Genomic DNA, 23,193 nt, shown 5'->3' on the forward strand with positions numbered 1-23,193 from the left:
ATGAAATTACTTTATATTCATCAACACTATGAAGAGACTCAAGGTGCCACTAGATCTTATGAGCTGTCTAAGCGTTTTTTAGAGAATGGGGCTGAGGTCGTCATGGTAAGTGGTCAGGGTGATTCGCACGTAACAAAGGAAGGTATTATTGTGAAGTCTACGCATACGGCATACAATCAAAAAATGTCGAAACTAAGACGGATATTAGCGTTTATTCATTTTTTCCTAAAGAGCATCCTGATAGGCATACGAGAAAAAAACATCGATAAAATATATGTCACATCGACGCCGCTGACAGTTGGGTTGGTGGGTCTGATTTTAAGTAAATGGAAGCGAAAACCGTTTATTTTTGAAGTGCGGGATGTATGGCCAGATGTGCCAATTGCGTTAGGGTTCATCCGAAATAGAGTTGTGATTCGATTACTGAAATGGTTAGAGATTCAGATTTATAAAAGTGCTACGCATATCGTTGTTTTGTCGGAAGGAATGAGGCAGAATTTGTTACAAAAAAATATTCCAGTGAGCAAAGTGACCATCGCAGAGAATTTTGCAAATCAAAGACTTGTGAAAGAAAGTAAGGAGATGCCTTTAAAAGACGTATTGTTAGCGAATTGGATGAAAGGTAAATTCGTTGTTGTACACCCTGGCACAATGGGGCTTGTGAATGGTGTACATTATGTCATCGCTTGTGCAGAGAAGCTGAGGCACAATGACTCGATTCATTTTCTACTCATCGGTGAAGGTTCTGAGAAACAAAAAATGCAAGCTGAGATTAAAAAGAGGCAGCTTACTAATATTCGTATTTTAGATGCGAAGCCAAAGAAAGAGACGTTGCAAATCGCTTCTCGGTGCCAAATGGGAACGATGCTCATCAAAAATGAGCGAATTTTATGGGATAACAGTGCGAATAAGTTTTTCGATTTTCTGGCGTGTGGATTGCCAGTTGTGCTGAATTATCAAGGTTGGCAGAAGCGAGCATTAGAAGAGAGCGGTGCTGGGAAAGGCTTTGCGCATGCAGATGTGGACGCGTATTGTTCGTATGTACAACATCTAGCTGCAAATCAGCAAAGTTGGGAGCAGGCGCACCAAGCGTCGAAGCAGTTAGCTGAAAATTATGATGTAGACAAAATAGCCAATCGAGTTTGGCGTGTTATTACAAATAGGAGGAATGTTCCTGGTGAAACGCTGTATTGATTTTTGTTTTGCGATGCTGTTACTCGTTCTTGCAAGTCCGATTATTTTGATGTGTGGCGGTATTTTTTACGCCTTATATCGCGAGAAACCATTTTATATTAGTCAACGTGCGGGTAAGGATGGGCTGCCTTTTACGATTTATAAATTGAAGTCCATGCGTACGCAATATGATATGGATGGGCAGTTGCTTCCTGATGCGGAGCGCTTAACGAAGTACGGTCACTTGATTCGTAAATTGAGTCTCGATGAATTGCCGCAACTTCTCAATATATTAAAAGGCGAGATGAGTTTTATCGGGCCGCGGCCACTGCTTTTAGAATACAACGCGCTTTATACGGAGGAGCAGAAGGTGCGACTGACTGTGTTGCCGGGAATCACTGGTTTGGCGCAGGTGAAGGGAAGAAATAGCCTGAGCTGGGAAGAAAAATTCGCTTTTGATTGCGAGTATGTATATCATCAATCCCTCTTACTAGACATGAAAATAGCCGTATTAACGATTTACAAAGTAGTACAACGAGATGGTATTTCACAAGACAACCAAGCAACGATGACCAAATTTACCGGAGTAACTCCGAAACGAGAGGAAAGTATATATGAATCAGATTCCATTAGCCGTCCCTCACATGAGCGGGAACGAACAGAAATATATCCAGCAAGCTTTTGATACGAATTGGATTGCGCCACTTGGACCAAATGTGGATCAGTTTGAAGCTAATTTAGCGACGTATACTGGTGCCAATGGTGTGTTAGCTACTAGTTCTGGAACAGCTGCGATTCATTTGGCGCTGACACTTTTGAACCTACAGCGCGGTGATACAGTATTTTGTTCCACATTTACATTCATCGCAAGCATTAATCCAGCGCTCTATCTTGGAGCGACACCAGTTTTCATCGATTCTGAAAGCGACACGTGGGGAATGAGTCCAGTCGCACTCGCGAAAGCACTGGAGGATGCAGCGGCTAAAAATAAACTACCAAAAGCGATCATCATTGTACATCTCTATGGTCAAAGCTGCAAAATGGACGAAATCATGGAACTTGCGAATCGTTACGACATCCCGGTTATTGAAGATGCGGCGGAATCGTTAGGCTCTACTTATAAAGGGCGCAAACTAGGAACAATTGGCACGTTTGGCATCTATTCTTTCAACGGCAATAAAATTATTACAACATCTGGCGGCGGAGCTCTCGTATCCAATGACGCCAAGCAAATCGAAAAAGCGCGTTATCTTGCGGCTCAAGCAAAAGAAGATGCGCCGTATTATTCTCATAGCGAAGTCGGCTTCAATTATCGACTCAGCAATGTGTTAGCGGGAATCGGCATCGCGCAACTAGAAGTTTTAGACGAGCGGATTGCGAAGAAGCGGGAAATATTTGAGGCGTATAAAGCTACATTTGAAAACAACGCAACGCTCACTTTTTTACCAGAATGGCAGGAGACATTCAATAATCGCTGGCTATCGACGGTTTTATTAGAGGGTATCGCACCAGAAAAAGTAATGGAACAATTAGCGAAAAAAGGGATTGAAAGCAGACTCCTATGGAAACCGATGCACACGCAGGAGCTATTTCAAGATGCCGCATATTATAGTGAAAAGATAGAGGGAAGTAATGCAGATATGTTATTTCAGAAAGGGCTATGTTTGCCATCTGGCACGCAGCTTACAACGAATCAAATTGACTATATTTGTGAAATGCTCAGGGAAATAATTGCATAATTTTGTGTAAGAGGCGTCATCTATGCAGATGAAGTCTTATATGCCAGGAAAGCTGAACCTGTGGCTTTTGGAAGGTCATCAGGTTTTTATATAGATAGTCAATAAGAGGAGGGGGAAAATGATGAAAACAGTCTTTAGAATACTTATCATCTTAGTTTTACTTTTAAGTAGCATCCCAAATGTGGCCAATGCTGCAACATCCACACATGAGGTGGTGAAAATAAGCATTACGGGAGATACATCCAGGAACACAATTAGTATACCAGTAGAAAAAGCACCCCGAGAAAAGAAATTAGATTTAGTTATTGTGCAAGATTTATCGGGGAGTTTTCGTGATACGTATTCTAATGTAGCGAATGAGCTGAAACAAGCCATCGATTTAATGAGCCCAGTGATTGACCGTTCGCAGTTCATTGGTTACACTTCCATAAAAGCTAGTGATACAGACTTGCCGATATACAACGACCCAAAAACAACGCTAGAAGCTCAGAATGAAGGGCAGTATAATGAATTTTTCAATGTGCTTTATAAAAATGAGATGACGCATTCGCTCACGGATACAAAAGCAACGATTGATAATGTGACAACAAAGCAATTGTATGGTAATGGGACACCAACAGCCTACGGAATTCAAGAAGCATTAGAGGATTATCAAGCGAATAATCCAATCAAAGAATCGAACCGAGAGACACTTTTTCTTGTTGTAACAGATGGTTTTCCGAATGGTGATATAGATGGCAAAGCCTTGACACCAAGTACCTCGATGGTTCAATTGCTCGGTCCAACCACAGGTATTAATGCAGCATTAAGTCATGTTACATCTGCAGGCTACTTAACTTCTTTTGGCTTATGGCAGAATAAAGTTTCACTAGAAGCAGAATGGGGGGCTAGCCTATACAATAACTACAACAATTATATTAATACGAATGTACCCAATTTCGTTTCTCGTAGCGAATTTTTCTTCAATATGAATAACAACGATAATTCAATTGGAGAGTTTGCATCTGAAGTGAAGGATATTATTCAAACAAACCTAAACGATCAATTGAGTATATCAGAAAAAGTAAGCGCTGGACAAACCTATGTTGCAGGTAGTGCGAAAGTGGAGAACAGCGCTGGTCAAACAATCGCTATCCCCGCACCATATCAAGAACCAACTTTCGTGAATCAAACGCTAACATGGAACTTAGATGCTTTACCAGAAGGCGAGTACACTGTCACATTTGACGTTACCGGAAAAGTGCCAGTTAGCAGTACCCCAAGTATTACAGCAGAAGATATAACGCTATCAGAAGGAGCCATGTTTGATCCCATTCAAACAGTGAATCCAACAGCAACAGATACAGCATCGAACAATTTAACGTCCAAGATTAGGGTAAAAGCAAACGATGTAGACACGAGTAAACCTGGAGTGTATCACGTTACGTATGAAGTTATGGGAGAATTTCCTGCCAACGCCAATCAAGCTATTTCACTCATAGACTCAGGCGAAATTACGTACCGGGACGCCTTGCTAAAAACTTTAGAAAAACTAGATTTTGTACCAAGTGTTACTAGGAAAGTGGCTACAAAGACAATTAAAGTCACGGTAACAGGCAAACCAATCATTGAAGCAAAAGATCATACCATCTATTTAGGCGACAATTTTGATCCGTTGGCAGAAGTCAGCGCGAAAGATGCGAAGGATGGAGACCTGACAGGGAAATTAGAGCTAATCAAAAATGACGTAGATAACATGACCCCCGGCGTATATGATGTTACGTACCAAGTAACGAATAGTGTAGGGGAAAGCACAACCAAGACCGTCCAAGTAACCGTTTTAAGCAAGCCAATCATTGAAGCAAAAGATCATACCATCTATGTAGGCGACAATTTTGATCCGTTGGCAGAAGTCAGCGCGAAAGATGCGAAGGACGGAGACCTGACAGGTAAACTAGAGCTAATCAAAAATGACGTAGATAACATGACCCCCGGCGTATATGACGTTACGTACCAAGTAACGAATAGTGTAGGGGAAAGCACAACCAAGACCATCCAAGTAACCGTTTTAAGCAAGCCAATCATTGAAGCAAAAGATCATACCATCTATGTAGGCGATAATTTTGATCCGTTGGCAGAAGTCAGCGCGAAAGATGCGAAGGACGGAGACCTAACAGGAAAACTAGAGCTAATCAAAAATGACGTAGACAACATGACTCCAGGCATATATGAGGTTACGTACCAAGTAACGAATAGTGTAGGGGAAAGCACAACCAAGACCATCCAAGTAACCGTTTTAAGCAAACCAATCATTGAAGCAAAAAATCATACCATCTATGTAGGCGACAATTTTGATTCGTTGGCAGAAGTCAGCGCGAAAGATGCGAAGGACGGAGACCTAACAGGAAAACTAGAGCTAATCAAAAATGACGTAGATAACATGACCCCCGGCGTATATGACGTTACGTATCAAGTAACGAATAGTGTAGGGGAAAGCACAACCAAGACCATCCAAGTAACCGTTTTAAGCAAACCAATCATTGAAGCAAAAAATCATACCATCTATGTAGGCGACAATTTTGATCCGTTGGCAGAAGTCAGCGCGAAAGATGCGAAGGACGGAGACCTGACAGGGAAACTAGAGTTAATCAAAAATGACGTAGACAACATGACTCCAGGCATATATGAGGTTACGTACCAAGTAACAAATAGTGTAGGGGAAAGTGCTGTTATTACAGTTAAAGTAACCGTGCTTGAAAGGGCAATAATACCTGAGAAAGTAAATCCAGAGAAACCAGAGAAACCAGTAAATCCAGAGAAACCAACAAAACCCGTTCTTGGAGTAGCAGAGACGCCAATTGAAAAAGTTCCATCGGTAGAGAGTAATACCATAGAATCGGAGAGAAGATTACCGAAAACAGGTGACAGCAATGGTCCATCAACATTAATTGGTTTAGGAATTATTGTTTGCACAGCATTGTTTGTACGTAGAAGAATTAAGTAAGTACACGATGCCAATAGAAAGCACTGGTTTTAATATTCGGTCTATCGGTTTTGGGTATCGCTTTTGAATTCAAGTGACATAAATGTTATGAGCTAAAATATAATAATATTAGTAGGTAAGGCTAGGAGTATGGTCTTGCCTACTATTTTTATGTGTCTAGCATGTGATGAAAGGTTACGACAAACTTGGTGGGAAAAACTGAACTGACGGATAGAAAACGCATAAAAGGCTGTAGATAGATGGAATTGATAAATAAAGATAAAAAAACCCAGAACAAAGGCATCAAACCTTGTCCTGCGTTTATTATCTATTATAACCCCTTAATAAAAACTTCCATCGTATCAGCGAGGTGACGATGGCCTTTATTGTTCAAATGAATCCCATCCCCAACGCTATAACCGTTTACATCCGGCTTTGATAAGTCAAAGGAGTCTAGATTATATAAATTCAAATGTTTAATATTATAACGATGACAAACTTCGATGGAAGCGTTGATGTATGCGTAATCTGGAATACCTAATTTGTTCGTTGGCGGGAAGAATGATTGCTTATACATAGAAATAAAGCCAATTTTTTGACCGGGATATTTTTTAATCAGACCTTTTATAAGGACATCGAGTGCACCGTAATATGTTTTATTTGTCGTGTCACTTGGCATGCCGAGCGCTTGGCCTTTGCCGTAGTCATTTATACCTGCAAAAACGGTAATCAGGTTAGCACTATTGTCCATTGTTGTATAACGCTCGCTTATCGGCGCGAAAAGGTTGCCAACTGTGGAGCCATTCATACCATAGTTGTTGACTTGCTTGATGTGTAGATCCTCTTGAATGTAATTAAAATACCGTTTCGTTGCCAGTGTATTGTTCTCTGTTGTCAAACTGTCCCCCATGACAGTCCGTCCAAGTGACCTTTGTCCAATCTGTTGTTTCTGCAGCGCTTACTTTACTCGTGCTCATAGATAAGGCCAATAAGAGTAAAAGAAGGCCTAGCGCTATTTTCCCCCATGTTTTGTTTTGTTGCATCTGAATCTCTCCTTCATAGTTAGTTTGTTCTAGCCGCCGAAATGACGTTTAAAACTATTTTAATTTACCACGAAAAAAGATTTTTAGTAATATTGAATTTATAATGAGTAAAAAGGTATAAATATTTGCAATTCTTCTGTTAATTTATAGGGAATTTCGATTGCTAGTGCGAGGTTAAAATAAAGAAATCCCTCTAAACTAGATAAATTAGTTTGAAGGGATTTCGATGCTATGGTAATTCTTTAATAAATTTCTCCATTATTTTGGCTAGGTGTTGATGCCCAGCATTATTCAAGTGAACGCCATCGAGAGCTCTAAATCCCTGTGCTCCTGATAGAGAAATATTAATTGAATCCATTTCATATAAATTCAAATGTGGGATGTGATATCGCTCGCAAATCTCGATTTCAGCATTAACATAGGCATAATCAGGAATCCCTAATTTATTCACTGGTGGAATAAAGTTTCGAGCGTACATTGAAATATAAGCTATTTTTTTATTAGGGTATTTTTTAGTTAAGCCTTTCATGAGAACATCAAGGGCTCCGTAGTATGTGCGGTTTGTCGAATCACTTGGCATACCAAGGTCTTCATTTTTACCATAATCATTCAAACCTGCGAAAACAGTAATCAAATCAGCATCATTCTCCATGGATGCGTAGCGCACACTGATTGGCGAAGAAACGCTACCAACTGTGGAAGCACTTATACCGTAGTTATTGATTTTTTTTATGTGTAAATTTTCTTGAATAAAATCAAAATATCGCTTTGTTGCATAAGTATTGTCTTTGGCAGTTAAACTATCTCCTATGACATTCCAAGTGACATTCGACCAATCTGTTGTTTCTGCCGCGTGCACATTATTTGTACTTGCAGTTAAAGCGGCTAGTAACAAAATAAGGGCTAGTAACACTTTTCCCCATGTTTTCTTGTGTTGCATCTGTATCTCTCCCTAATCAGTTAGTTGTTTTAAAGCCCGAATGACGATGAAAACTATACCAGTCTATCATGAAAAAATTCAAATAGCAAATTAGAACTATAAATAGGTAATAAATCTTATTTATTTCTATTTATTATGTAAATTAATATACTTTGTGTTTTTCTTAAAAAGAAGCTATACTTGTGATGAAAAGAAGGGAGCTGTCATTATGTGGTTTATTATTGTACTCCTTATTATAATAGTAGCTATTTTGTTTTTCCTACCAAGTTTGTCAGATAGAAAAAAATCAGATAATCAGGAACGAGCAATGGCTGATGTTCGAGAAAAAATGAAACAAAATGATCAAGGACCGCATCTATAAAGCGGGTATACATAAAGAAATGAGGAATTTTCATGCAAAATGATTGGCAGGAGCTATTAAGAGAAGAGCGAGAGAAAGCGTATTTTCAGGATTTACAGCAGTTTGTGGAAGAGGAGTATGCAACAACGACGATTTATCCGCCACGTGAGGCGATTTATCATGCCTTGGATTTGACGAGTTATGCGGATACAAAAGTGGTGATTCTGGGGCAGGACCCGTATCACGGCCCGAATCAAGCGCATGGCCTGAGTTTTTCCGTGGCGTCTAGTGAGGCGAAATTTCCGCCGTCTGTTCGAAATATGTTTAAGGAACTCGATGCGGATTTGGGCGTGTCGCGGACGGATATCAACTTGACGGATTGGGCGGAACAAGGCGTGTTGCTTCTGAACACGGTGCTAACGGTACAAGCTGGAAAAGCGGCATCTCACCGCAAAAAAGGTTGGGAGCAGTTCACCGATGCGATTATCCGAACGTTGAATGAAAAAGAAGAGCAAGTGATTTTCGTGCTTTGGGGTGCAGACGCGAAGAAAAAACAGGCTTTGATTACGAATCCGCAGCATAAAGTGATTACGGCAGTCCATCCGAGTCCTTTATCCGCTTACAATGGTTTTTTTGGAAGTAAACCGTATAGTCAAATTAATGCTTACTTGGAGTCCGCCGGAAAAGCTCCGATTTCTTGGTAGAAACTAAATTGTCATTTTATTCATACTTATTATGAGATTATTTTTACGTTTTGTGGTATGATTTACGTGATTAGAAGAAGCAATGAAATCCCATGAAGGAGTTGATTAAAATGGCTTTATCAGCTGCACGTTTTGAAGAACATGAAGGATTTACTGCGCTTGCTTTTGTTTGGAAGGGCACTTTTGAGGAAGCGTTTCACGGTGAGGTGCACAAAACAATCAAGAGAATACAAAATTGGGCAGAGTCCGAAGATAGTCTGAAGCACGATAAGACGCTACTCGGGATGTCTGTGCATAATTTAGAAGATGGTTTCACGTATTATTCTGCTGTGAAGGCCAACTGGAAACCAGAGAATATCCCGGATGACATGGAGTGGATCGAAATTCCAGCACATACGTATTTTGTGTGCGACCATATCGCGGGTACGGATATTAATGAAACGTACAAAGAAGTCGCGGAACGCATTGCAGCACGCGATTATCGACCATATATTACGGTGGAATATCCCGTTTTTGACGAATTACCGTTCAAAATTGAGGTGTATAATAGCGCAATAGATGTGCCAAGAGCGGAACAGGAATTTCATATTATGATTCCTATCGTGAAGCATCTAGGTTAGAATGCAGAACCGAATAAGCAGCTTTTCGCAGAGTTGTTTATTTGGTTTTACATAGTATAAAAGTAACCGGTTACAACTACTTGGTTTACCACAAATCAAGAAATGCAAGGCTCTTTCGGCGTGTTATTGTGATATACCGAACATATTCTAAGTGTGGGGACTCCAAGATCAATATAAATAAAACATACATGAGCAGAAAGAGGGGATTTTTGTGGCTGCATATTTCACACCACAAGAGGTAGTAGACGAAACAATAAAGAAAGGGGTAGCAAAAGCTAGTTCTTCCACGCTGGCACTCATTATTTTGGGCTTTCTAGGTGGCGCTTTCATTTCACTGGGTTTTTTACTTTATATTCGCGCAGTTGGAACGATGCCGCATGAATGGGGAAGTTTTGCGACGTTTATTGGGGCGAGTTTGTTCCCAGTTGGGCTAGTCTGTATTTTACTTGGCGGGGGCGAGTTGATTACAGGAAACATGATGGTTGTAGCGCTTGCATGGTTCGATCGCAAAATTTCTGTTAAGCAGCTACTGCGGAATTGGGCGATTGTAACCGTTATGAATTTTGTCGGCGCGATTGCGGTTGCGTTTTTCTTCGGACATTTTGTAGGTCTCACAGAAGGCGATTTTCTTGCAAAAACAGTTGCCACGGCAGGCGCGAAAATTAAAGATCCGTTCTGGGTCGCATTCGTATCGGGAATTGGCTGTAACTGGTTCGTGAGCATCGCTGTTTGGCTTTGCTACGCCGCGAAAGATTTCACCGGCAAAATTTTAGGCATTTGGTTTCCCGTTATGGCATTCGTTGCGATAGGTTTTCAACACGTTGTCGCCAACATGTTCATCATTCCAGCCGCGATTTTTGCAGGAAGCTACTCATGGGGACAGTTCATCAATAATGTTATTCCAGTTTACCTAGGTAATGTTGTCGGCGGAGCGGTATTTGTTTCACTATTCTACTATTTGGCCTACAAAAAGAAAACCGCACCAAAAGAAAAAGAATTTGAAGCAAAGATTCCACTAGAAGATTGATGGTTGTAGTTTCATGAAGGTTGATTTTTTTTGAGAAATGCGTTATGATGAACCCAACAAATGCAAAGGGGTGTCTTTTGAGCCGATGAAAATGTAATCCTATTTTTTTAAGAGAATTCGAATAAGCGTGAAATGAACTGGACTGAGGTCGGTTTATTCGCGAACGAAATTTTCTAGAATGGGATTGCTGTGCTCAAAATGACGCAGAGCGAATAAAGACGGGTTTGTGTGTTGGCAAAATGGCTAACAGGCTTGTTTTCTGACTTCCTATTCTAGAGAAATAGGAGGTTTTTTTATGCTGATTTTAGAGATTAATGATGTGAAAAAAGAGATAGCGGACCGGGTTTTGTTTGAAATTCCGCATGTGATGGCGAATCGTGGGGAACGGATTGGGATTGTTGGCCGAAATGGGCTGGGCAAGACGACGTTGCTTGAGATGATGGCTGGGGTCACGACGCCGGATCAAGGGATTGTGACGCGAAACGGAACGACGGGTTATTTGCCGCAAATTTTGCCGGAGGATGCAAAACTTTCTGGTGGCGAAAAAACGCGGAAGGCTGTGCAGAGGATTTTGGCGGAGCAGCCGAACTTACTTTTTGCTGATGAGCCGACGTCTAACTTGGATGTGGATAGCGTGAAACATTTGGAGCGCCAATGGAAGCGGTATGCTGGGACGTTGTTTGTTATTTCGCATGATCGGATGTTTTTGGATGCGATTTGTACGACGATTTGGGAGCTGGATCAGGCGCGAATCACGGTTTATCCAGGGAATTACAGCGCGTATGAGGCGGCGAAACAGGCGGAGCGAGATAAGGCTGAGGCTGGATATGAGCAGTATCAGGCGAAGAAACGGAAACTGGAGGAATCGCAACAACATCATGAGAAGACTGCACAAGGTCTGCGGAAGCCGAACAAGCGATTTTCGTCAAGACAGATTCGGGCAGCGAAACCGGGCAAAGGTGTGCAGGAGAAGAAACAGCACAAAACCATTAAGGCGCTGGAGCAACGCATTGATCGTTTGGAGAGAGTGGACAAGCCGTTTCACCAAAAAGCGATTAAGATTATGCTTCCTGAACAGAACCAAATCAAGCAGGGAAATACCGTGATTCGTGTTAATCAACTTAGCACAAGGGTTGGCAAACGGGTCTTGTTTTCGGATGCGACGTTTAGTTTGAAGAGCGGTGAAAAAGTGGCACTTATCGGGAAAAATGCGAGCGGGAAAACGACTTTTTTACGTCAAATTATGCAATCAAATGAGGCGATTAAGCGTGGCGATAAAGTGAAGATTGCTTATTTTGATCAGCAGTTAAAGCAGGTAGATTTGACGAAGACGTTGTGGGAGAATATTCAAGCAGTGAGTATTCATGATGATCAGATGAACCGGGATTGTCTTGGTAGTTTGCAGTTTGTCGCGGCTGATTTGGCGAAAGATACGACGGTTTTATCTGGCGGAGAACGGGTGAAGTTGGCGCTCGCGATGCTACTTTTGAGTGATGCTAATGTGCTTATTTTGGATGAACCGACGAATTATTTGGATATTAATGCAATGAAGGCGTTGGAAAGCTTGATTAGCGGCTATTCTGGGACGGTACTTTTTGTATCGCATGATCGGACTTTTGTTAGGAAGGTCGCGACTTCGCTTTTAGTTTTGGAAGAGGAGAAGTTGACGTTGTTTGACGGGACGTATGCGGATTGGGAAAATGCGAAAAAGACAGTGGAGACGCGGGTTGAGGAGGATAAATTATTGCTGGAGATGGAGATGTCAGCGATTGCGGCCAAATTAATGGAACCAAGGTTAACGGCTACCGAAAAAGCGGAACTTGAGAAACGTTACCAAGAAGTTGTCGCGAAACGGAAGTAAAGGAATTGCGAAAGGGTGTGACTTCAATGTACAATAGAGAGGTAGATTTTGAGGAGAGAGGTAGAAAATATGGGGCAGCAGAATGTCCAAGATAGGTTGAAAATGAAAACATTGGAGATGGAGCATTTAACGCAATTCAATGATTTGCTACGGTACGTGTTCCAGGTAACGAATCAGGAGCTGCATGAAGTTGGCTGGGCGGAGGACGAAATTGAGCAAGCCAAACGCCCAGTCTTGCGAAAAGCGGATGTTATTGGCTGGTTTGATGGGGATAAATTGATTTCGCAAATGGCCGTGTACCCGATGAATGTGAATATTTTTGGTGAGATATATAAAATGGGCGGTGTGACAGGGGTTGGGACGTATCCTGAGTATGCGAACTTTGGCTTGATGCACCGTCTGATGCGACAAAGCTTGAAGGAAATGCGTGACCGGGAGCAGACGATTTCTTATTTGTATCCGTATTCTATTCCGTATTATCGCCGGAAAGGTTGGGAGATTATAACGGACGTGATGACGTTTACGATTAAGGATACGCAGCTTCCGGAGAATGTTCCTGTGAAGGGGATGGTGGAGCGCCTCGATATTGAGCATGAAGATGTGTTGAAAACGTATGACCGTTTTGCAAGGAATCAGCACGTGGCGATGATTCGTGATTCGCTGGCCTGGGAAGAATACTGGCGCTGGGAACGCGAAGAGATGATTGCGGCTGTGTATTATGACGAGGCGAACGAACCCCAAGGATTTATGTATTATTGGATTGCTGATGATATTTTTCATATGAAGGAAATGGTGTATTTAACGCAAGAGGCGCGGCATGGTTTGTGGAACTTTATTAGTGCGCATTTTTCGATGGTGACGCATGTGAAAGGGAAAATGTACACGAATGCACCGATTGCTTTTTTGATGGAGGATAGTGATATCACAGAGACGATTCATCCGTATTATATGGCGCGAATTGTGGATGTGGAAGGCTTTTTTAAGAAGTATCCTTTTGCGGAGAAGCAGGCGGATTTTCATTTCAGGGTGACGGATGATTTGCTGGATTGGAATCAGGGTATTTTCGCTTTTACGTGGGATGAGAACGGTGATTTTGAGATGGTCAAAGAGGCGCGAGGGGAAGCGGTTGAGATTGATATTCAGACGCTGACGACGATGTTTTTTGGCTACAAACGCCCGAAATATTTGCGCAAAATTGGGCGGTTAATGGCGAGTGATATGGTCGTGAAGCAGCTGGAGAAAATGATTCCTAACGAGACGCCGTATTTTTCAGATTATTTTTGAGTGTGGAGGAGACTACTGAGTTTAGTGGTCTTCTTTTTTTGCGTGACGATTGGCTATTTAGCGGGATTTTGAAATTATTTTTTCCACTTTCGAGAAAACATACTGGCAATTTGACGGATTTTCAGTATAATAAAAAGAACACAAAAAAATAACTTGAAGAACTATTCACGAAATATTCGCATAATAAGGATTACAAAATAGAGCGCAATTTTTTTATGAAAAGAGGAATGATGCATGACAGAGCCGCTTGTGAAATGGTCCTATAAAGGGGAAAAGGGACCGCATTATTGGGGACATATTTGTGATGAGTATGAAATCGCGCACACAGGAAAGAATCAGTCACCAGTTGATATTCATATGGAGAAAGTGATGGAAGTACAGGGGGCTCCGCCGCTCGAACTGGATTACAAGGAAACGAAATATACGGTGAGACGTGTGGAGAATTCGGTACATCTTTTTCCGCAGAGTAAGGAACAGGGCTTGACTTATGGTGGGCAGCGGTATAATTTGATTGCTTTTCATGGTCATGTTCCGAGTGAGCACACGCTAAACGAGCATTATTTTGCGATGGAATGGCATTTGGTGCACATGAATGAAGCGGGTGAACGACTTGTTTTGGGCATTTGGATGGAGCAGGAATTGGAAGGTAGCGATTTTGGTGAGTTAGCTTCGATTTTTCCAGAGGTATTTGCTGATTTTGGCATTGAAAAAGAACTTCCGCTAGATGTTAGTGGATTTTTACCTGAAAATAGGGCATACTTTACGTATCAGGGATCACTCACGACGCCACCAACTTTTGAAGGTGTGACGTGGATTGTGCTGAGAGATGCGACAAGCGTTGCTGAAGAAGATTTTGAAGCTTTCCAAGATATTATCGAGGATACGAATCGGCCGCTTCAAGCGCTTGGTGATAGGCAAATTCATCACAGCGCGTGACGACAAACGTTGTATTTTTAAAGAAATGCACTCAAACTGGGGCTTTGGTGATTTCCAAAGCCCTTTTAAAAAATAGGAGGGAATTGGGATGTATCGGCGAGCGAGTGATTTTGCAGAACAGGCGCATCGGATGCAGCGTCGTAAGATAACGGGAGAGCCTTATTTTTCGCATCCGCGGAATGTGGCTCATATATTACGTGATGCGGGTTTTCGTGAGGAAGTTGTCGCAGCTGGATTTTTGCATGATGTGGTGGAGGACACGCCGGTAACGCTGGATGAGATTCGAGCGGCTTTTGGTGATGATGTGGCAGAGCTTGTGGCTTCTCATACGGAGGATAAATCGCAGTCATGGGAGGAGCGCAAAAGTCATACGATCGATATTGTTCGCACGGGAACATTAGAGCAAAAAGCGATTATTGTGGCGGATAAATTGGATAATTTACAGTCGATTAAATATGCGCTCAGCTCTGAAGGAAACAAGGTTTGGGGCTATTTTAAGCGCGGATATGATTTGCAGAAATGGTATAATGAGAGCATTGTGGCGAATATGTACGTGGGACTTGAAAAAGAGGAGATTCCGAGTTATTTTAAGCAATTTGAGCAGTTGTGCCAGTGGATTTTTAGGAAGTAATTTTCCTTGATTTTAATTATCTGTTAAATTAGGTATATATAATCTTATTTGATAATTGTTAGACAATAAGCTTCTCAAGTTGCGATTTTTGATGTAGAATGAAAACGAATACATAATGAAAGAGGAGTGGATTGGAATGGTTTTTGGAGCGATTGAAGCTGGCGGTACGAAGTTTGTTGTGGCGGTTGGCGATGCGTCGGGTAAGGTTTTGAAACGGGAGACGTATCCTACGACAGAGCCGGCTGAGACGATGAAGTCTGTGGAACGGTTTTTCAAGCAGTATGAGGGGGATTTGGAGGCGATTGGTGTTGGTTCGTTTGGTCCGATTGATGTGCGGAGATCGAGTCCTACGTATGGCTATATCACGTCGACGCCAAAATTGGCATGGCGGAACTATGATATTGTCGGCGCGCTGAAAAAAGCATTTGATGTACCGATTGGCTTTACGACGGATGTGAACGCGGCGGCGCTTGGCGAGGTGACGCTTGGCGCGGCAGAAGGGCTTTCGAGTTGCATGTATATCACGATTGGAACAGGTATCGGTGCTGGAGCTGTGGTAAATGGCAAAATGTTAGAGGGTTATTCGCATCCAGAAATGGGGCATATCATGGTTCGCCGGCATAAGCATGATCGCTATCAAGGCAATTGTCCGTATCATGATGATTGTTTGGAAGGGCTTGCAGCTGGTGGCGCTATCGAAAAACGCTGGGGTAAAAAAGGCGTGGAACTAGCGGGAAATGAGGAAGTTTGGAATCTGGAAGCGCATTATATCGCACAGGCTTTGATGAATTATAGTTTGATTTTGTCGCCGGAGCGGATCGTTATGGGGGGCGGGGTTATGAAGCAACGCCAAGTTTTTCCGCTCGTTCGCCAGAAATTAAAAACGTTGATTGCGGGCTATATTCAGTTGCCGGATTTGGAGGAATATATTGTGCCGCCGAAATTGGAGGATGATGCGGGGATTACTGGATGTATTTTATTAGCCGTGCAGACGAAGAATGAAGCTTAAATTTTGCGGAAGGACAGCCATTTTTAGGAGAAGTGGTTGTTTTTTAGGTGTCTTTGTGAGAAAATATACATGAGATAAGGAACGTATGGAAAATTGTATCGGAGGAAAAAATCATGTTAATAACAGAATTGCTACACATTAAATATCCAATTATGCAAGGCGCGATGGCGCAAATCGCGAAGGCACCGCTTGTTGCTGCTGTGTCGAATGCTGGCGGACTAGGAATTATCGCGTCGGGAGGTATGAGCGGGGAGGAACTGCGCGCGGAGATTCAGAAAACGAAGGCGTTGACGGATGAACCGTTTGGCGTCAATTTAATGCTGATGATGACAAATATTGAGGAATTGACGGCGGTTATTATAGAAGAAGGTGTGAAAGTTGTGACGACTGGGGCTGGGACGCCGAAAACGTATATGCCGATTTGGAAGGAAGCTGGGATTACGGTGATTCCGGTTGTGCCGTCTGTGATGATTGCGCGCAAGATGGAGCAGCTTGGCGCAGACGCGGTTGTGGCGGAGGGCACGGAAGCGGGTGGACATGTTGGCGAAACGACGACGATGGCGCTTTTACCGCAAGTAGTTGATGCTGTTTCGATTCCGGTCATTGCGGCTGGTGGAATTGGCGATGGGCGCGGGATTGCGGCTGCTTTTGCATTGGGAGCTCAAGGTGTACAAATTGGCACGCGCTTCCTAGCAACCGATGAATGTCCGGTTCACGAGAACTTTAAATTGGCGTGTTTGAAGGCGAAAGATCGCGATACGGTTGTGACAGGTCGCCGAAATGGTGCGCCGGTTCGTAGTATTAAAAATAAGATGATTAAAGAATACCAGCGCTTGGAGGATGAGAACGTGGATCGCGATGTGTTGGAAGAATTGACACTCGGTTCATTGCGTAAAGCGGTGCAGGAGGGCGACACGGAAAATGGATCGGTGATGGCTGGGCAAATTACGGGCATGATCACTGAAATAAAACCCGTAGATGCGTTGATTCAAGAAATGATGACGCAAGCAACAGAAACGGCAAGTGCATTGACTGTAAAATAAGTTTTGTAAAAAAATGGGGACAAGAATCTAAACAAGATGAATACGCCTTACCATTATCTTGGGTAAGACGAAGACTAAGCTTTATGCAAATCGAGCGAAAGCGTTTGTATTCAGGGAGTTTGATGGAAGCCGGAAGCGGAGCATACTGGTGTATGTGAGAACCGGAAGTCCGCCAAACTCCCTGAATGCGAGCGCTTGTCGCCGATTTATTTGGGTTATGTTCTAGTATTTATTGTACGAAGTTGGGATCCATGTACATGACTTCCCACAAGTGTCCGTCGATATCTTGGAAACTTCCGCTATACATGAAGCCGTGATCTACTTTTTCGTTGGATGGAGAACCACCAGCAGCGAGCGCTTTCTCAACAAATGTGTCAACACCTTCGCGGCTATCGGCAGAAAAACCTAAAATAGCTTCAGTTGATGTTGTAGCATCCGAAATATTTTTCTTTGTGAATGTTTTGAAGTAGTTTTCTACGACCAACATAACAAACGTCGTATCATTTAAAATCAGACATGTCGCATTTTCATCCGTGAATTGCGGGTTGAATTCAAAGCCAAGTGCTGTGAAAAAGTCCACCGATGCGTTTAAATTTTTTACAGGTAACGTTAGAAAAACCATTTTTGCTTGTACCATTTTTTCACTCCTTAATAGTTGTAATCCTCATTATTATACTTTATTTTTATCGAAATTTGTATTTTCAGAACTCGCGCCTAAGAAATAAGCTAGGACTGCTCGGAATATTGGCAGGCCTAGCTTATTTTATAGTGTTTGTTTTGCTTTTTCAATCATGGCTCTAATTTGGTCAAAGCCAGTGCCGCCGTAAGAGTTACGTTTTGCGACTGCGGTATAAGAGGCGAGCGCGTCATAGATATCTTCCTCAATAACGGGCTGAATCGCCTGATAATCTTTGAGCGCTACATCTTGCAAATAGATCCCTTTTTGCGTGCAATCAAGAACGAGTTTCCCAACAATTTCGTGGGCTTCGCGGAAGGGCACGCCTTTTTTAGCGAGGTAATCAGCCAGTTCGGTCGCATTTGAGAAATCTTTTTGCGTCGACTGTTCCATCACGGACGTGTTGACTTTCATTGTTTCAATCATCCCAGCGAAGATATCAAGACTTGTTTTTACCGTATGAACCGTGTCAAACATGCCTTCCTTGTCTTCCTGAAGATCCTTGTTATACGCGAGCGGCAAGCCTTTTAGCACCGTCAGCAAGCCGAAGAGGTTACCGTAAACACGACCGGTTTTCCCGCGAATTAGCTCGGCCATATCTGGGTTTTTTTTCTGAGGCATAATGCTACTTCCCGTCGCGAACGCGTCAATCAACTCGACAAACTGAAATTCATGACTCGTCCATAAAATCAATTCCTCACAAAAACGCGATAAATGCGTCATCAAAAGGGCGCTATTACTCAAAAACTCAATAATAAAATCGCGATCACTAACGCCGTCTAAACTGTTATCGTACATCGCGCTAAAACCGAGCTGTTCGGCACTATACGCCCGATCAATCGGAAAAGTCGTCCCAGCAAGCGCCGCGCAACCGAGCGGAGAAATATCAATCCGCTTCACGCTCTCCGTCAAACGCTCCAAATCACGACTAAACATACCGTAATAAGCCAATAAATGATGCGCAAAAGAAATCGGTTGCGCGTGCTGCAAATGCGTATAACCAGGCATAATCGTCTCGACATGGTCCTCCGCTTTCGTCACAAGCACCGTCCGCAAATGCGCCAACGAAGCGATAATCTCCGTCACGGCATCCTTCAAATACAAATGCATATCCGTCGCGACCTGATCATTCCGACTCCGCGCCGTATGTAACTTCCCAGCAACAGGTCCAATCTCTTCGTGCAGCAATTTCTCAATATTAAGATGAATATCCTCATTCACAACGCTAAATTCGAGCTCACCAGCCGCCAATTTTCCAGCAAGAACCTCAAGTCCCACCTTGATTTGCGCCGCTTCATCTACCGAAATAATGCCACATTTCCCGAGCATCGCGACATGCGCCAAGCTTCCCGTAATATCCTGTTTTGCCAGTTTTGCATCAAAGGAAATCGAGGCGCCGAATTCATCGATCCACGCCTCACTTTTACCTTGAAAACGACCGCCCCATAATTTTTCCATGGTTTACACCTCTGTTTTCGCGTTTAATTTTGCATTGACCTCAGCGCTAACTTTCGTTGGTAGGCCCCAAAGTTTGATGAATCCAACCGCAGCATCTTGATCGAATGTATCCGCCGAAGTATACGTCGCCAAGTTCTCATCATACAGCGAATTCGGTGATTTCCGACCTTCCACAATCGCGTGTCCTTTGAAAAGTTTCATCCGAATCGTGCCGTTCACATATTTTTGCGTATCTTTCAAGAAGGCCACGAGAGAACTTGTAAGCGGTGAAAACCAAAGCGCGTTGTAGATCACTTCACTGATTTTCTGCTCAATCACCGGTTTGAAATGCGCGACTTCACGAACAAACGTCAAATCTTCCAGTTCTTTATGCGCCGTAATTAACGCAACCGCGGCAGGGCACTCGTAAACTTCCCGTGATTTAATACCGACAAGACGGTTTTCAATATGATCAATCCGACCAACACCGTGCGCGCCGGCGATCTTATTTAATTTTTGAATCAAAACGGCTAAACTTAGCGTTTCACCGTTCAAAGCAACAGGAACACCTGCTAAAAACTCGATTTCGATGATTTCGGGTGTGTTTGGCGTATCTTCAAGGGCAACCGTCAAATCATACGCCGCTTCTGGCGGAGCAATCCACGGATTCTCTAAAACGCCACACTCATTCGAACGTCCCCACAAGTTTTGGTCGATAGAAAACGGATTATCGAGGTCAATCGGAACTGGGATATTATGTTTTTGTGCGTATTCGATTTCTTCTTCCCTCGACCATTTCCAGTCACGAACGGGCGCAACAACCTTCAAATCTGGTGCTAATGCGTGAATCGCGACTTCGAAACGAACTTGATCGTTCCCTTTTCCAGTACAACCATGAGCGATAGCGGCAGCGCCTTCTTGTCTAGCAACCTCCACGAGTTTCTTCGCAATCAATGGACGAGAAAGCGCTGAAATCAGTGGATATTTTCCTTCATAATAAGCATGGGCTTGCAAAGCGATTAGAGCAAATTCTTCCGCAAATTCTTCCCGCGCGTCAATCGTGTACGACGCAGATGCACCGACAGTCAGGGCTTTTTCTTTAATGAATTCCAAGTCTTTTCCTTCGCCAACATCTAAACAACAAGCAATCACATCATAATTTTCCTCGGTTAACCATTGAATCGCAACGGAGGTATCTAAACCACCAGAATAAGCAAGAACGATTTTTTCTTTTGTCATCTCTACATCCCCTTTTATTAATAAATATACATTTCGATAAAACTAATAATACCATCATACGAATGTTATTTCAACTATTTTATTTATTATTATTCATAAAAATGATTAAATATCCATAAAAATAAAAGCGAAATCGCATCAACTTGCGCGTTTTCCTAGCCTACAAATTGGTTAAAATTTTTCAAAACTGCTATACTTATAAGGTGAATGACCTGAGATTATTTTGGAGGAGTGAGCGTAATTGAAACAGACATTGAAATGGATTGGTATTGTTTTAGTCAGTATCGTATTGTTACCGCTAGTTGCTATTTTCTTCATCTACAAGAAGGCAACCGGTAAACGGGAGTACGATCCAAAGGTTCTTGACAATCTAGAAGAAGCAGCACAAGATTATGTGAAAAAGACAGCACCATTATCGGATGTAGATTCGCGTTATAAGTACATCCGCCTAGCTGAAAAAGCACTTCCAGCAGCAAAAAATATCGAAGTTGGCGAAATTGAAAATAAGAAAATTGATGGCCCAGGTGGCAAAATTAGTCTTCGTATTTATTCACCAGAAGCAGACGGTCCGTATCCTTTAATGGTATATTTCCACGGTGGCGGCTTTGTAACAGGTAGCGTGCAGTCAACAGATGGCATTGCCCGTAAATTAGTCCAAACAACAGGATATCGCGTGATTTCGGTTGATTACCGCTTAGCACCAGAAAATCCATTCCCAGCAGCGATTGAAGACGCGTATGCGACGGTCGCTTGGGTTTCGAAGCATTTAACAAGTTTGCGTGCGAAGTCGAAGGATATCGTTGTAGCAGGGGACAGCGCTGGCGGGAACATCGCGGCAGTTGTTGCCCAATTAGCGAAGTCAAAAGGAACACCAAACATTTCCAAACAAATCTTGCTTTATCCGCCTGTTGACATTTTTTCAAGAGATGCTTCGGTGCTTTATCCGTCGATGGATGAGTTCGCGGAAGGCTATGTCCTAACGAAAGAGTCCTTGGATAAATACTTCAAACTTTACTTATCTGGTGCGGGCGATCGTAAATATGATCCACTTGTTGCGCCGATTCGTCATAAAGACGTTTCTGATTTACCAGCAGCATTTGTAGCGACGGCTGAATATGACCCATTGCGCGATCAAGGTGAGGCGTATGCGGAGAAATTAAAAGATGCCGGTGTGCCAGTTTACGCGAAACGTTTGGAGAAGGTACCACATGGCTTCATGAGTACACCTTCTGCCGCAACGGATGAGACGTACGAATTGATCAGCGAATTTTTACAAGAGAAATTATAAGCGACGAAAAAGGTAGCGATCTTGGATTGCTATCTTTTTTTGCGATTTTGAGCTAATATGGATAAAAAGAAGGAGCGTGAGATTATGAGCTTAGGAAAAATTTTGATTGCAGAGGACGATAATGATATTAACCATCTGATTTCAGACGTGTTGACGCGCGAAGGCTATACCGTGACGCAAGCATTTTCAGGGACAGAGGCAAAATTGTATTGGAACAGTGAAACGTTTGACTTGTTGCTGTGCGACTTGATGTTGCCAGGGCTAACTGGTGAGGAATTGGTGGCGGAAATTACAGCGAAGCAAAACGCGGCGATTATCGTGATTTCGGCTAAAAATACGGTGATGGATAAAGTGGATTTGTTGAAATTAGGAGCTAGCGATTACATGACAAAGCCGTTTGATATTGAAGAATTAGTGGCGCGCGTAGAGGTTCAGTTGCGAAAAGCGAATGTTGCGTCGCTGGGTGACGTGGACGATGCGCTGGTTTGGAATGGTTTATCGTTGTCGGAAGATCGTTATAGCGCCCAGGTTGATGGTGTGGATATTCGTTTGACTGCTCGCGAGTTTGGAATTTTGCAATTGTTACTTAGTAATCCGAGCAAGGTTTTCACGAAGGAGAACATTTTTGCGTCTGTGTGGGGTGAGACGGAGTTTATTGATGAGAATACGGTGAATGTACATATGAGTAATATTCGTGGGAAATTGGGAAAAGTAGCGCCGGATCGCGAGTTTGTGGAGACAGTTTGGGGGATTGGGTTTAAAATGAAAAATTGAAAGAGCTAAAGGAAGGCAGTTTCATTCCACTGCATATGGCGGTTCTAAAAAGGCAAACGACGCTTTTTAGGACCACAACAAAGCAGGATCCGAAGGCGGGGAACGTGATGTAACGCATGGAGATGTATACTCACTGACGTTCCTATACATCTGATTATATAAGAGAAGACTGAGCGGGGGACACCGTTCGGTTTTTTCGTTTGGTTTGGAGGAACATACGATTTTAGAGATTGGTGGGGCGTCATACTCGGCGCCTCCGGATCCAGCTTCAACGGCCAGACCCTCGAAATTTTCGTGACCTCCGCAAAAACCAAGTGCGGGTTTTTACTGCGCCCCCTATGTTGTGGCTCTTATAAGGCATCACTTGCCGATTTAGAGCCTCAATACGAGTGCGAACAGAGTGAGCATTCGTTCCTTGCATTCTGTCGAGGCTAAACGGGCCGTTTCAGCATTTCGGTTTTCTTAAT

General features: G+C 42.8%; 21 protein-coding genes. 16 read left to right on the top strand and 5 right to left on the bottom strand.

Annotated elements, in window-relative coordinates; all coding sequences use genetic code 11:
- From DUK53_RS08805 to DUK53_RS08820, 4 genes are all read left to right on the top strand, one after another.
- The gene (locus tag DUK53_RS08805) at window positions 1–1,194 is read left to right on the top strand and encodes a glycosyltransferase family 4 protein (protein WP_161564233.1); all 1,194 of its coding nucleotides are present in this window, start codon (window positions 1–3) and stop codon (window positions 1,192–1,194) included.
- A complete protein-coding gene (locus DUK53_RS08810) occupies window positions 1,169–1,858 on the top strand; it encodes a sugar transferase (RefSeq protein WP_081964406.1) in 690 nt (229 codons plus the stop codon). The genes DUK53_RS08805 and DUK53_RS08810 overlap by 26 nt, the downstream gene beginning before the upstream one ends.
- A complete protein-coding gene (locus DUK53_RS08815; protein ID WP_036130407.1) occupies window positions 1,788–2,912 on the top strand; it encodes an aminotransferase class I/II-fold pyridoxal phosphate-dependent enzyme in 1,125 nt (374 codons plus the stop codon). The genes DUK53_RS08810 and DUK53_RS08815 overlap by 71 nt, the downstream gene beginning before the upstream one ends.
- 118 nt (window positions 2,913–3,030) lie before the next feature.
- Window positions 3,031–5,895, top strand: a complete 2,865-nt coding sequence (locus DUK53_RS08820) for an LPXTG cell wall anchor domain-containing protein (RefSeq protein WP_124892702.1) — start codon at window positions 3,031–3,033, stop codon at window positions 5,893–5,895.
- 310 nt (window positions 5,896–6,205) lie between these two features.
- Here the strand turns inward: DUK53_RS08820 and DUK53_RS08825 are convergent, their stop codons facing one another.
- Both DUK53_RS08825 and DUK53_RS08830 read right to left on the bottom strand, forming a co-directional pair.
- Complete coding sequence (locus tag DUK53_RS08825; protein WP_236637291.1) at window positions 6,206–6,772, bottom strand: SGNH/GDSL hydrolase family protein; 567 nt, start codon at window positions 6,770–6,772, stop codon at window positions 6,206–6,208.
- Between the two features lie 374 nt (window positions 6,773–7,146).
- Window positions 7,147–7,857 (bottom strand): SGNH/GDSL hydrolase family protein, encoded by a 711-nt coding sequence (locus tag DUK53_RS08830; RefSeq protein ID WP_036088753.1) that lies wholly within the window; start codon window positions 7,855–7,857, stop codon window positions 7,147–7,149.
- Window positions 7,858–8,065: 208 nt separating this feature from the next.
- Between DUK53_RS08830 and DUK53_RS17490 the strand changes: the two genes are divergently transcribed.
- The 10 genes from DUK53_RS17490 (at window position 8,066) to DUK53_RS08875 (ending at window position 17,312) form a co-directional block, all read left to right on the top strand.
- Window positions 8,066–8,218 carry a hypothetical protein gene (locus DUK53_RS17490; RefSeq protein ID WP_156110577.1) on the top strand — a complete coding sequence of 51 codons (153 nt, stop codon included), beginning with the start codon at window positions 8,066–8,068 and terminating at the stop codon, window positions 8,216–8,218.
- A gap of 32 nt (window positions 8,219–8,250) precedes the next feature.
- On the top strand, window positions 8,251–8,901 hold the full coding sequence (locus tag DUK53_RS08835; RefSeq protein ID WP_036130412.1) for a uracil-DNA glycosylase: 651 nt from the start codon (window positions 8,251–8,253) through the stop codon (window positions 8,899–8,901).
- A gap of 110 nt (window positions 8,902–9,011) precedes the next feature.
- On the top strand, window positions 9,012–9,521 hold the full coding sequence (locus DUK53_RS08840) for a GyrI-like domain-containing protein (protein WP_036130415.1): 510 nt from the start codon (window positions 9,012–9,014) through the stop codon (window positions 9,519–9,521).
- A gap of 211 nt (window positions 9,522–9,732) precedes the next feature.
- Window positions 9,733–10,548 carry a formate/nitrite transporter family protein gene (locus tag DUK53_RS08845; protein WP_036088759.1) on the top strand — a complete coding sequence of 272 codons (816 nt, stop codon included), beginning with the start codon at window positions 9,733–9,735 and terminating at the stop codon, window positions 10,546–10,548.
- Window positions 10,549–10,843: 295 nt separating this feature from the next.
- Window positions 10,844–12,409 carry a ribosomal protection-like ABC-F family protein gene (gene abc-f, locus DUK53_RS08850; RefSeq protein ID WP_036088761.1) on the top strand — a complete coding sequence of 522 codons (1,566 nt, stop codon included), beginning with the start codon at window positions 10,844–10,846 and terminating at the stop codon, window positions 12,407–12,409.
- Between the two features lie 69 nt (window positions 12,410–12,478).
- On the top strand, window positions 12,479–13,693 hold the full coding sequence (locus DUK53_RS08855) for a GNAT family N-acetyltransferase (RefSeq protein ID WP_036130418.1): 1,215 nt from the start codon (window positions 12,479–12,481) through the stop codon (window positions 13,691–13,693).
- Between the two features lie 234 nt (window positions 13,694–13,927).
- Complete coding sequence (locus DUK53_RS08860; RefSeq protein ID WP_036088765.1) at window positions 13,928–14,629, top strand: carbonic anhydrase; 702 nt, start codon at window positions 13,928–13,930, stop codon at window positions 14,627–14,629.
- Between the two features lie 88 nt (window positions 14,630–14,717).
- Entirely contained in the window at window positions 14,718–15,260 is a 543-nt protein-coding gene (locus DUK53_RS08865; protein ID WP_036130421.1) for an HD domain-containing protein, read from the top strand.
- Between the two features lie 136 nt (window positions 15,261–15,396).
- A complete protein-coding gene (locus DUK53_RS08870) occupies window positions 15,397–16,269 on the top strand; it encodes an ROK family protein (RefSeq protein ID WP_036130425.1) in 873 nt (290 codons plus the stop codon).
- A gap of 113 nt (window positions 16,270–16,382) precedes the next feature.
- Complete coding sequence (locus DUK53_RS08875; RefSeq protein ID WP_124892704.1) at window positions 16,383–17,312, top strand: nitronate monooxygenase; 930 nt, start codon at window positions 16,383–16,385, stop codon at window positions 17,310–17,312.
- A 229-nt stretch (window positions 17,313–17,541) separates the two neighbouring features.
- Here DUK53_RS08875 and DUK53_RS08880 read toward each other — a convergent pair whose 3' ends face one another.
- The 3 genes from DUK53_RS08880 to DUK53_RS08890 form a co-directional block, all read right to left on the bottom strand.
- Window positions 17,542–17,949, bottom strand: coding sequence for a VOC family protein (locus DUK53_RS08880; protein WP_036088774.1), 408 nt, complete (start codon window positions 17,947–17,949; stop codon window positions 17,542–17,544).
- Window positions 17,950–18,075: 126 nt separating this feature from the next.
- Entirely contained in the window at window positions 18,076–19,446 is a 1,371-nt protein-coding gene (gene argH, locus DUK53_RS08885; RefSeq protein ID WP_036088776.1) for an argininosuccinate lyase, read from the bottom strand.
- Between the two features lie 3 nt (window positions 19,447–19,449).
- Window positions 19,450–20,664 (bottom strand): argininosuccinate synthase, encoded by a 1,215-nt coding sequence (locus DUK53_RS08890; protein WP_036088777.1) that lies wholly within the window; start codon window positions 20,662–20,664, stop codon window positions 19,450–19,452.
- A gap of 241 nt (window positions 20,665–20,905) precedes the next feature.
- Between DUK53_RS08890 and DUK53_RS08895 the strand changes: the two genes are divergently transcribed.
- Window positions 20,906–21,952: an alpha/beta hydrolase gene (locus tag DUK53_RS08895; protein WP_036088780.1), complete on the top strand. Its 1,047-nt coding sequence runs from the start codon at window positions 20,906–20,908 to the stop codon at window positions 21,950–21,952.
- A gap of 84 nt (window positions 21,953–22,036) precedes the next feature.
- Complete coding sequence (locus tag DUK53_RS08900) at window positions 22,037–22,726, top strand: response regulator transcription factor (protein ID WP_036129842.1); 690 nt, start codon at window positions 22,037–22,039, stop codon at window positions 22,724–22,726.
- Window positions 22,727–23,193: the final 467 nt, after the last annotated feature.

It is taken from the genome of Listeria sp. SHR_NRA_18 (genome assembly GCF_003856515.1).
GTDB lineage: Bacteria > Bacillota > Bacilli > Lactobacillales > Listeriaceae > Listeria_A > Listeria_A newyorkensis.

What these genes read in the sequence shown, in the direction of transcription:
- abc-f (WP_036088761.1), top strand. Translation starts at nt 10,844, where the DNA reads ATGCTGATTTTAGAGATTAATGATGTGAAAAAAGAGATAGCGGACCGG.
- DUK53_RS08810 (WP_081964406.1), top strand. Translation starts at nt 1,169, where the DNA reads ATGTTCCTGGTGAAACGCTGTATTGATTTTTGTTTTGCGATGCTGTTA.
- DUK53_RS08865 (WP_036130421.1), top strand. Translation starts at nt 14,718, where the DNA reads ATGTATCGGCGAGCGAGTGATTTTGCAGAACAGGCGCATCGGATGCAG.
- DUK53_RS08875 (WP_124892704.1), top strand. Translation starts at nt 16,383, where the DNA reads ATGTTAATAACAGAATTGCTACACATTAAATATCCAATTATGCAAGGC.
- DUK53_RS08820 (WP_124892702.1), top strand. Translation starts at nt 3,031, where the DNA reads ATGATGAAAACAGTCTTTAGAATACTTATCATCTTAGTTTTACTTTTA.
- DUK53_RS08880 (WP_036088774.1), bottom strand. Translation starts at nt 17,949, where the DNA reads ATGGTACAAGCAAAAATGGTTTTTCTAACGTTACCTGTAAAAAATTTA.
- argH (WP_036088776.1), bottom strand. Translation starts at nt 19,446, where the DNA reads ATGGAAAAATTATGGGGCGGTCGTTTTCAAGGTAAAAGTGAGGCGTGG.
- DUK53_RS08815 (WP_036130407.1), top strand. Translation starts at nt 1,788, where the DNA reads ATGAATCAGATTCCATTAGCCGTCCCTCACATGAGCGGGAACGAACAG.
- DUK53_RS08805 (WP_161564233.1), top strand. Translation starts at nt 1, where the DNA reads ATGAAATTACTTTATATTCATCAACACTATGAAGAGACTCAAGGTGCC.
- DUK53_RS08840 (WP_036130415.1), top strand. Translation starts at nt 9,012, where the DNA reads ATGGCTTTATCAGCTGCACGTTTTGAAGAACATGAAGGATTTACTGCG.
- DUK53_RS08835 (WP_036130412.1), top strand. Translation starts at nt 8,251, where the DNA reads ATGCAAAATGATTGGCAGGAGCTATTAAGAGAAGAGCGAGAGAAAGCG.
- DUK53_RS08855 (WP_036130418.1), top strand. Translation starts at nt 12,479, where the DNA reads ATGGGGCAGCAGAATGTCCAAGATAGGTTGAAAATGAAAACATTGGAG.
- DUK53_RS17490 (WP_156110577.1), top strand. Translation starts at nt 8,066, where the DNA reads ATGTGGTTTATTATTGTACTCCTTATTATAATAGTAGCTATTTTGTTT.
- DUK53_RS08890 (WP_036088777.1), bottom strand. Translation starts at nt 20,664, where the DNA reads ATGACAAAAGAAAAAATCGTTCTTGCTTATTCTGGTGGTTTAGATACC.
- DUK53_RS08860 (WP_036088765.1), top strand. Translation starts at nt 13,928, where the DNA reads ATGACAGAGCCGCTTGTGAAATGGTCCTATAAAGGGGAAAAGGGACCG.
- DUK53_RS08900 (WP_036129842.1), top strand. Translation starts at nt 22,037, where the DNA reads ATGAGCTTAGGAAAAATTTTGATTGCAGAGGACGATAATGATATTAAC.
- DUK53_RS08830 (WP_036088753.1), bottom strand. Translation starts at nt 7,857, where the DNA reads ATGCAACACAAGAAAACATGGGGAAAAGTGTTACTAGCCCTTATTTTG.
- DUK53_RS08870 (WP_036130425.1), top strand. Translation starts at nt 15,397, where the DNA reads ATGGTTTTTGGAGCGATTGAAGCTGGCGGTACGAAGTTTGTTGTGGCG.